The sequence below is a fragment of the Streptomyces sp. AC627_RSS907 genome, from assembly GCF_019049165.1.
On record NZ_JAGMUE010000225.1, the window covers coordinates 1 to 641 of the forward strand.

The window sequence follows — 641 nt, forward strand, 5'->3', positions numbered from 1 at the left end:
GAGGTGTGCGCGCTGGTCATCGTCGGTCTCCCTCGTGTCGGTCGGCAGGACACCGCGCCCGCCGCTGACTTCCGACGAACAGCGTCGCACCCACCTCTGACAATCGCCCCGCGCGGCGGTCGCCCCGCCAGCTCCGGGCGGCGCACACCACTCGTCAGCGGGCCCCGATGCGGCCCTTGGGGGAAGCGGTGCGTCACTCGTCCGGGCCCCTTCTCAGCGAGGTGCGCGAGGTGGGCCCGGAAAGCGCGCGAAGACGGACTAGTTTCCCCGCGGCTGGCTACACGTGGCCCGACGTCCCTCAGGAGCCGTCCGCGCACCCGCGCGGCTCTCACGCGCTGGAGATTGAGGATCTCGATGACGACACGTACAACGGAACCCGTCTCTCCCGTCCCGGCGGCGGAGGGGCGGCGCGGCACGGGGCAGGTGATCGTCTCGTGGCTCAGCACGACCGATCACAAGAAGATCGGCCACCTCTACCTGATCACCTCGTTCTTCTTCTTCGTCATCGCCGGGGCGCTGGCCATGGCGATCCGCGCGGAGCTGGCCAGACCGGGCCTGCAGCTCATGTCCAACGAGCAGTACAACCAGGCGTTCACCATGCACGGGACGCTGATGCTGCTGCTGTTCGCCACCCCCACATT

General features: G+C 69.0%; 1 protein-coding gene. It reads left to right on the forward strand.

Annotated features, from left to right (window positions below):
- Positions 1–354 precede the first annotated feature (354 nt).
- On the forward strand, positions 355–641 hold a 287-nt coding region (locus tag KUM32_RS32715), incomplete at its 3' end, for a cbb3-type cytochrome c oxidase subunit I (RefSeq protein WP_217145569.1).